The sequence below is a fragment of the Thalassotalea fusca genome (genome assembly GCF_053485835.1).
Window position 1 is genome coordinate 1 of sequence record NZ_JBQRUN010000034.1, and the last position, 8,727, is coordinate 8,727.

Below are 8,727 nucleotides of genomic sequence, written 5' to 3' on the forward strand. Positions count from 1 at the left end.
GGCAGCTTCTAGTTTGAATTCTGCGCTAAATGTACGTCTGGTTCTTTTAGTCATTGTTTCACCTGTAAGTTCATAAGGTGTATATTAACACCTCTAATCAGGTGGCCAAATTAACTATGCCACTACAGCCGTTATTTGGATTAAAAGTAAGAAAGTATAAATCGCTAAAAAAGCCACTTCCTGAATTAGCTGTGCGATGAAATAGCCTATTGTTAATCTTGGAGCCTTGCTGGCTAACTTTTGCTGTTGCCATCTAATATTCAATTGAAATGGTATAAGTTGCTCATTGATAAAATTAAATGAATTGCCTTTTTTTATTTAGATGTGCAAAATATATTCAGGATTAACTCACAGATATATATTGATTTTATAGATGCTTAAAACATGGAGTGTTTTCTCTCAAAGGCAGATGCATAGATATTTGGCCTGCATTTCTCTGTCGCTACTCTAGCAATTTATATTTCCCTCATCAGCAAGAGGTTAATGCTTTTAAGTTAACATTTTAGCCAGGAATAAAAATTTTTAATCAAAGGATTAGTGAATAATGTTTAAAAAATTTAATGGATATCTTCTATTTTTCGCCATAGCAATTGCAGGCTGTGGTGGCTCAAGTAAAGAGAAACCTTTAGGCACTGCGCCAATTTTAACCGTTAGCCAAGCGATAACTGTTGATGAAAGAACAAACGTTGAGTTGACTGTAACTGCACAAAATAGTAATGACATAAAAAGTTATCAATGGAAACAAAGTTCTGGGCCAGCGGTAGATTTACTATCGGCAGATACGCAAACGGCTAGCTTCAATGCGCCTTCATTGTTACTTAGTGAAGGAGTGAAGGAGCTTTTATTTGAGGTAAAAGTTACGAATAATAGCAATCAAACATCTACAGCAAATGTTCAAGTCACTGTTCAACCAATATCACAAGTACCAACTTTCACAGTGCCAACTGAAATTAAGAATGCAAGCGGGGCATTTACCATGCTCAACTGGCAAATCATCCAAAGTGAACCTATATCAAAGGTAACCCTAACGTCAAATGATCTGCAAGAATATAATATTGAATTAATTGATGATACATCAGCGTTATTTAATGTTCCTAAAGCAGTCAATCAAAATGTTGAGACGACCTTTACACTCACGTTAACCGATGAAGACAACAATTCATCGAGTGAAATAATAACTGTAGTAGGTGAAGTTGTATCACCCAAATTCTCTCAACCTAGACTGGTATACGAGCAAGAAGAAAACATATACGATATAGTTGATTATACAGGCGTATTGAGTGTCACTTCGTTTTCATCGCCATTAGCAATGAAATACCTTGATGGAAATTTAAAAGCTGACACTGATTTTTCATTACCAAAAAGTATATCTGGGGCGGATCGTTTTATAGATTTTAACCATGATGGTTTTGTTGATGCGCTTGTGGTTACTGAAAAGGCAACTGCTGATTACAGTCGTTGTGATACGTTTGAGAGAGTCTTTGATGTTACTCTTCTGCTAGGTAGTGCCAACGGTTTTATTGAATCTCAAACTATTCATACTTTTGAATGTATTTCGGTTTGGCCTGAGGATCTAGACTCTTCGCACAAGCCGTTAGAAAAAAGCGCACAACGTTCTACTGGTTTTTTAAGTCTAAAAGCAAAAGATATTAATGATGATGGTTATGCCGATTTATTCTTTGCAGGAAACTGGTATCTCTATAGTCCATTAACAACTACCTATGAATTAGCTGATAAATTTCGCGGTATTTGGCAGTTTTGGTGGTTTCATGAATATCACTTTATAAATGCCATACTAGACATTAATAGTGATGGTAACACGGACATTATTAGAGCCGTCGATCTGCAAGAACACCCAGATTTAATATACACACCATCTTTTAGATTAGAGTGGTCAAAAAAAATAGAAGCTGACAATTTTGCAAACTATGAATTATTAGAGAATGAGCTAGGCATATATGAAGATTTGTTCTTGGCTGATGTTAATCTAGACGGCAAAAATGACTTAGTATTAACGTACAAAACCCCTTCGTTCATTGATGATTTGTCTACGGTCTCTGGGATGCGTTGGTACAGTTTTGAAGATACCATAAACCGACGTAAATCATTCGATTACATTTCTCACTTTATTGATATATATGGAGAAGGTACCCCATATTTTTTCGACTTCAACAAAGAAGAAGGAACGTTGATTCATTATGAATATAATGAATTGGTGGAAAGGCCCACAATCAAAGAAGTGCAGCAATTGTTGCCAGGCGACTTTGAATATCAAGGGTATATTTTTCATGACATAGAAAACGATGGTGATCTGGACGTAGTTGCATGGCAAGATAACAAGGTTTACTTGATAGAAAATGTCAAAAAGGAATAGTATTAAGCTATGAAAATAACTTAATTAATGGCAACACATAAATTGATACCTGAGAATAAATAAGGAACAACTAGGTCATCTTTAGTAGCTTCCTCATAATTGAGAAAATTATGGAGCTAATACTATTTAGAAAACGGGACAGTGGTATATGTTGTTTGTCACTATCCCGTTGAGAGTATTCAGAGATTTACGCTAGCTTAACATAATGAGATCTATTCACTTTTTGCTTGAGTGCAAGACCTCTCACGGCTAACTAATCGTTGCTACTGACAACGGCTGAATTTTTTGGCTTATCATGCGATTTGAACGGAATGTCTATTTTGTGAGTAAACTCTCCCATTTGAAATATGAACCCTTCTAAATCAAAATCCTCTCCAGGCTCACTTCCTTCGCTCAATTCTTTGTAAAGTGCTTTATACTCAGGCGTGGATTTAAACTCCTCAAATTGGCGAGATTTAAAATCCATATAGGCGTCGAGATCCATTTCTTCAGACTCTACTACTACCCCATCCTTAATTCGTATAAGTAAGTAATTTTCGTATCTAGAAGTATAAGATAGATGCACATATCCTGTTTGTTCACCAAGCGGGATAACCAACAAACCTGAGAACCAGTTCATTTTACGTTAATCTTCATTAGGGAATACGTCTAATAACACCGATTCATTCAAGTACCTACGTTCCTTGTTAGGTTCGGGCTTTCTGATAGTAATATCGCTAACAACTAAAGCGTCTTCACTAATTGAAAACGTAGCGATATATCCGCGCCAGTTTGCGCTAGAAATGATTTCTGATTTAGGCCTCAGTTCCTCCTTTTCCAAAAAAAGCTCTTCGAGTGGATTGGCATGTAGACGATACTTTTTCCCTTGATACATTAAGTAATCTGGTGTTTGAGCCGTAGCAAACACGTTGCTAGAGCAAAGTAACATAAGTAAATAAGCGATGATTCGAAGCATTTAATTTCCCTATTTATTGAATTGTACTGTCTTTTTGACGGCGCAGCTGACGCCTCGACATTGTGTAGCCTATTTTGTCAATTTTAGTGCGTGGTTTGTAACTAAAATGACGAATCTAAGCGAATCACGACTCACTCTAATGCTATTGTTATACGGTATTTAACATACCAGGGCCCAACTTTGCTAATGACTCTATTTCATCAAGTTCATTAGGTGAGAGTCCAATTTTATCAACGAAAGCCAAGAGCTCATTTGACACCGTAAACCATTCGGAACCAACCCAACCTTTTTGGAAGCGTTGAAGATGTGCAAACCTCAAATGTAATTCTTTTTCTTTGTTTTCCGCTGCTATCATAGGCCTTTCATGATCATCAAAAATTATTAGTTTCATTACTCTCAAAGGTTCATGGTTAGAGCTTTGGTGAGCACGTAATCTACTTTTTAACCCGTGTCGTACGGTTACACCAATTTTAATAGCCGATACTGGCTCCCCCGCACCTATGATATATAAATATCCAGGAGATTTTTCCCACTTATCCTGTTGCGAGCTCTTAGGTTTCATGTAACTCCTTGACTGCATAACACTATAACAATAGGCAGAAAACTATAGGCTACACTGCGGCTCCGCGGCAAGTCTATGATTTTAAGTTCTTATTTACTTGTTATGTTGCTTTTGCTCGTTCCTTAATGTACTAAAACTATTTAACAATGAAACAATAAATACTACTGAATAGATAAATACCATTAGCTTATGAGTTAACAGATTAATTAAAAATTCTGCTGTAAAAAAGCCGGATACAGGTTTCCCTTCTAACAAATCGAAGGTAACTTCCATACAGAAAATAAATAAGATAAGCGGAAATGTGACTAAAAACACACTCCTCATTGCTTTAACCACAGACTTAAAAGAAAAAATAAGTAAATATGAATGCATTGTACGTCCTCTTACAGCATATAACGCTTTGTCTTGGAGCGGCCTTGTAGCTGAGATGCGGCGGAAAGCCCCTCTCAGCTACAAAGGGGCGACAACAACCGATTGTTGTGTGGGTGCGCCGCCATCTATAATCCTTGCCTTGCCCTGTCTATTGCAGACTTGACTGCCGACAAGGCCTGAGGACTATTCTTCCAGCAAGTAGTTCTGAGCATAGACGCCACTCTTTCAGCAATTTCTTTTGGCTCATAATTTGCTAACTCAGAAAAAGAATCTACACCTATTTCCTCAAAACGTTTAACTACCGTAGGTCCAACGCCCCTCACTTCAAGTAGGGCGATTTTTTCGGATTCACTAAATGCCATACCAGAACTCCTTAAGACACATAACCAATGAATAATGTGTGAGCGTAGTTTGGGAATTCTATTGCGCTGTTTGCAACCACAAATGAAAGACTTAGCGAATCACGATTCATTTTCTTGAGCTGTGTTCTTGGACTGAATATTGGACAAGTAAAATACATCGTCGATTTTAACCAATGTATAAGTAACTTGTAGAAGTTCACCCGCTTTAATAGCATCTCCTGATACTGTACATTCATTTTTGACACAAATTTGTTTAATTGAAGAGAACTCGAGTTTTAAATCTGAAAACATTGAAGCTACAACCTCAAAACCTAAGCCGGCTAACTCTTGCCTTTTAGATGGTTGCCAATATTTCAAAGCTGCTGTTAAGTCACCTTGAGCTAAAAACTCTTGATGCTCGTTTATTATCGATAAAGGTTGCTTTTCACCACCACTACAAGAAAACGTGAATAAAACTAACAATAATACTTTGTACATCCTAACTCCATGGAACAACTGCTAATGCTTCAATAATAAGTGAGCCAAGTGCTGGCGGGCGATTTGCTCAGCAAATGGCATGACATGCTATGGCGAATTTGATTCATTGACTTGTATATTTTTTAAACTACGCCGTGCGGCACTACCGTACATAAAGGTCAATTTATTATGAATAGCATAAGCGTAAATCAATTTAGAGACAATTTAAAATCTTATGTTGAGCAAACAGTTAACGAGCACGAGCCATTAAAGGTTACCAGACGTGCCGATGACGACTTTGTTGTAATGAGCGCTGACGACTGGGAACGCGAGCAAGAAACTTTGCATGTATTACAAAGCACTAGCTTAATAAAACAAATTGCAGAATCAATGAAAACTCATACAACAAACCAAGGTTATAAACCAACAAAAGAGCAACTAGATGAGATCGCTAATCTTTGAAGGTAAAACTTGGCTCGAATATGAGCAACTATGGGAGAAAGATAAAAAATTACACAAGTCTTTATGTAAGATTTTAGAAGAAATGTTGCGAACAGATCCTAGCTCTGGCTTAGGCAAACCAGAGCCTTTAAAACATAATTCATCCGGATTATGGTCAAAACGGATTTCACAAAAAGATCGATTGATTTACAAATTTGATGATGAATATATTTATATTTTCGCAATTGGTGGGTATTACGACAATCATTAGAAAAGCATAACAGTTTAATTAGCGTGAACACCTAAATAAACTGTCGAAAACACCTAATTGCCAATGCTCAAACTCTCGCATTAATCTAATAATTTTAGAAACTTACCAGTAAAATACTAAGTCATCAATGTTAGCGTATTTCTACATAGTGAACCTATTAGTTATTCGAAAACTTGTTTTCCTCGATATGTAAAAGATTACTTCTAGAAGAATCACTTAATATCAAGAAATTGACTATCCCCCCAATAGATACAAGCCATTTTATCAAATTACATAGCTAGCCAAATGTTGTCTTTTATTCACTGAATTCATGTCAGCTGCAAGTAATTTAAACTTTCATTTATTAAGTGTGGGTGATTCATTTACTCATTCTAAGTAGCTCGTAACGCAAATCAAATTGCAACTACAGAACAGCGTGTACCGTAGTCAAGCTAAAGGCAGGACGATGTGGAACCAAAAAAGTTATTAGCTGTCATAAGCTTAGCTTAATGAATTGTTAACGCATTTTGGAAAATAAAACCATATACAGGAAGGTAAAGTTAAATGAAGTTCGAATCAATAAAACTTGATAATGTAAAATTTAAATCGACATTACTATCAATAGCTATTTCTACATTGCTTTTGACAGGAAAAGCTAATGCTATACAGGAACAACAGTTTTCTGGCATCAATCAAGTAAAATTTAATAATGCAGAATATGATAATGCGTTTGCAGGTAATGCTTTTCTAATTAGTTTTAATGAAAAATTATTTGCAGTTACCGTTAAACATGCCTTAATGGTTGAAAAAACCCTTCGTTAACTTCTGTTTACTTACAAGATGAATTAAAGGAGTGGCGGATTCACCCAAATAAAAACAGCAACAGTTATGTTACTTTAGGGAAACTACTTAATGCCGATAGAACTGAATTAATTGATGAAAAAATACTGTTTAAAGACTGGTTGGTATTTGAAGTAAAAGATAACAAATCAAACTTAGCGATACTTGAGTTAAGGGACACTCCTCTAAAAGCAGGTGAATTATTAACAGCATACGGTTGCACTTATGAAACTCAAGAAACTTGCTCTCAAGATAAGTACCCAGGAAAGTTCATTGAAGTGGAATATCACAACCTAAGAGTCGCTCCATTTAGTGACGCAATTATATCTGGCTTAAGTGGCAGCCCAGTGCTTGATAAGAATAATAAGGTTGTAGGTATAGTTTCTACTACTCGGGAAAGTAAGTCTGGAGTTGGATTTGACTATACACATGCATCATTAAATTACTTGCGAGAAATCCTTAACAAGTTGCCAAACTGATTTATCCCAAAGAACACGGCACTTCGAATTGCATCAATAATTACCAAAAGCCCGAATTTTACTATTTGGGCTGAGAAAATTTAGCTCAGACTTGATCTGAGCTAGTACAAATAAGCCAATGATTTTAAGTTCTTTTAATGCGCTCGTTAGTTGGCAAACGACTCATACCATTCTTCGTGTGCATCCAAGTCTTCAGCAAAACCCGCAACTACTAGAAGATCTCGCCAATCCCTTGTAGCAAGCTCAAGCACATTATCTAAACCAGATTCAGAGTTAATAGCCAACTTTAATGCTGCAAAATGTATACGCTCCATTTGTTTAGGTGTCCACCCACTACAACCAAGTATCTCAGCGGCCAGTTTATTTTCCAGAATGTCACAGATCTCTCGTGCCTCTCCGGATTTATAAAGTTTATGAACTAAGGACTTTGTATTTGAACTTAACTCTGACATTTCATTGCCAACTAACGCCTGAATAATGTGTGAGCGTAGTTTGGCAATTTTATTGCGCTGTTTGCAACTAAAAATGAAAGACTTAGCGAATCACAATTCATTCTCTTGATACTCATTGAGCCTCCTCCCTGAAGCTAGCCATTGACTAAGCTTCAAGGTAAGCAAACCAATAGGAGAAAGCTCAATGAATTTCTACAATAACATGCATCCGTATTACTGTGGTATCGATTTACATGCCAGACTACTTTATGTCTGTATTATTGATGATACAGGCGTCATCCTCGTACACCAAAAGATTAAAGATAACCCCGCAGCTTTACTTCAACTGTTAAATCCTTACCTCGGCAATATTGTTGTCGGCGTTGAATGTATGCATTGCTGGTATTGGGTCTGTGACTTTTGTCAGCAGCACAACATTGATTTTATTCTCGGCCATGCTTTGTATATGAAAGCCATCCATGGCGGTAAAGCAAAAAACGATAAAATTGATTCCTATAAAATCGCTAAACTTATCCGTGGAGGCAACTTTCCAATGGCCTACGTTTACGACAAGGAAATGCGCGCTACACGCGATTTACTTAGACGACGAACCAAAATTGTTCGTCATGGCGCTGATTTAAAAGCTCATGTTGCTAATACCGCAAGTCAATACAATCTCCCTGCTCACAATGTTAATTTAAAAAATGTCTGTGACAGAGAAAAAATGCGCCATTACTTCCCTGACCCTGTGGTCCAACGCTCGATTAATTTAGATATGGCGCTACTCGACTATTACCAAAAAGAACTCAAGCCCCTTGAGCACTATATTGAAAAAATGGCAAAGCAACATAACCCCGTTCATTTACGTATTCTACAAACGATTAATGGTATTGGTCGCATTCTCGCATTAACGATTATCTATGAAATTGGTCATATCGACCGATTTCCTTCTGTACAAAAGTTTGCGTCATACGCACGCCTTGTGAAGTGCAAGGCTGAATCTGCTGGCAAAACCTACGGTACTCAAGGAAATAAAATCGGCAACGCCCATCTCAAATGGGCATTCTCTGAAGCCGCCGTTCTCCTGTTGCGGCATAATTCAAATGCCAACCAATATATTGAAAAATTACAAAAGCGAATGAGTAAAGCAAAAGCACTCTCTGCACTTGCGCATAAGCTCGGGCGCTGCGTTTATTTTATGTTGA

The 8,727-nt window shown here is 37.0% G+C and carries 12 protein-coding genes; 6 read left to right on the forward strand and 6 right to left on the reverse strand.

Annotated features, from left to right (window positions below; all coding sequences use genetic code 11):
• The first annotated feature begins 544 nt into the window (after window positions 1–544).
• Window positions 545–2,374, forward strand: a complete 1,830-nt coding sequence (locus tag ACSLUK_RS19735; RefSeq protein ID WP_448550515.1) for a PKD domain-containing protein — start codon at window positions 545–547, stop codon at window positions 2,372–2,374.
• Between the two features lie 253 nt (window positions 2,375–2,627).
• Here ACSLUK_RS19735 and ACSLUK_RS19740 read toward each other — a convergent pair whose 3' ends face one another.
• From ACSLUK_RS19740 to ACSLUK_RS19760, 5 genes are all read right to left on the reverse strand, one after another.
• Entirely contained in the window at window positions 2,628–2,993 is a 366-nt protein-coding gene (locus tag ACSLUK_RS19740) for a hypothetical protein (protein WP_448550516.1), read from the reverse strand.
• Window positions 2,994–2,999: 6 nt separating this feature from the next.
• Window positions 3,000–3,329: a hypothetical protein gene (locus ACSLUK_RS19745; RefSeq protein WP_448550517.1), complete on the reverse strand. Its 330-nt coding sequence runs from the start codon at window positions 3,327–3,329 to the stop codon at window positions 3,000–3,002.
• Between the two features lie 148 nt (window positions 3,330–3,477).
• A complete protein-coding gene (locus tag ACSLUK_RS19750; RefSeq protein WP_448550518.1) occupies window positions 3,478–3,891 on the reverse strand; it encodes a GIY-YIG nuclease family protein in 414 nt (137 codons plus the stop codon).
• A gap of 497 nt (window positions 3,892–4,388) precedes the next feature.
• A complete protein-coding gene (locus ACSLUK_RS19755; RefSeq protein ID WP_448550519.1) occupies window positions 4,389–4,625 on the reverse strand; it encodes a helix-hairpin-helix domain-containing protein in 237 nt (78 codons plus the stop codon).
• Between the two features lie 99 nt (window positions 4,626–4,724).
• Window positions 4,725–5,102 carry a nuclear transport factor 2 family protein gene (locus ACSLUK_RS19760; RefSeq protein WP_448550520.1) on the reverse strand — a complete coding sequence of 126 codons (378 nt, stop codon included), beginning with the start codon at window positions 5,100–5,102 and terminating at the stop codon, window positions 4,725–4,727.
• Window positions 5,103–5,270: 168 nt separating this feature from the next.
• Here ACSLUK_RS19760 and ACSLUK_RS19765 point away from each other — a divergent pair, with 168 nt between their 5' ends.
• From ACSLUK_RS19765 to ACSLUK_RS19780, 4 genes are all read left to right on the forward strand, one after another.
• A complete protein-coding gene (locus tag ACSLUK_RS19765; RefSeq protein WP_448550521.1) occupies window positions 5,271–5,543 on the forward strand; it encodes a type II toxin-antitoxin system Phd/YefM family antitoxin in 273 nt (90 codons plus the stop codon).
• Complete coding sequence (locus ACSLUK_RS19770) at window positions 5,524–5,793, forward strand: Txe/YoeB family addiction module toxin (protein ID WP_448550522.1); 270 nt, start codon at window positions 5,524–5,526, stop codon at window positions 5,791–5,793. The genes ACSLUK_RS19765 and ACSLUK_RS19770 overlap by 20 nt, the downstream gene beginning before the upstream one ends.
• A gap of 543 nt (window positions 5,794–6,336) precedes the next feature.
• Complete coding sequence (locus ACSLUK_RS19775; RefSeq protein WP_448550523.1) at window positions 6,337–6,594, forward strand: hypothetical protein; 258 nt, start codon at window positions 6,337–6,339, stop codon at window positions 6,592–6,594.
• Window positions 6,595–6,734: 140 nt separating this feature from the next.
• Window positions 6,735–7,091 carry a S1 family serine peptidase gene (locus tag ACSLUK_RS19780; RefSeq protein ID WP_448550524.1) on the forward strand — a complete coding sequence of 119 codons (357 nt, stop codon included), beginning with the start codon at window positions 6,735–6,737 and terminating at the stop codon, window positions 7,089–7,091.
• 146 nt (window positions 7,092–7,237) lie between these two features.
• Here the strand turns inward: ACSLUK_RS19780 and ACSLUK_RS19785 are convergent, their stop codons facing one another.
• A complete protein-coding gene (locus ACSLUK_RS19785; protein ID WP_448550525.1) occupies window positions 7,238–7,543 on the reverse strand; it encodes a hypothetical protein in 306 nt (101 codons plus the stop codon).
• A gap of 184 nt (window positions 7,544–7,727) precedes the next feature.
• On the opposite strand from ACSLUK_RS19785, the gene ACSLUK_RS19790 reads away from it, so the two are divergent.
• The coding region (locus tag ACSLUK_RS19790; protein ID WP_448550526.1) for an IS110 family RNA-guided transposase at window positions 7,728–8,727 on the forward strand (1,000 nt) is incomplete at its 3' end.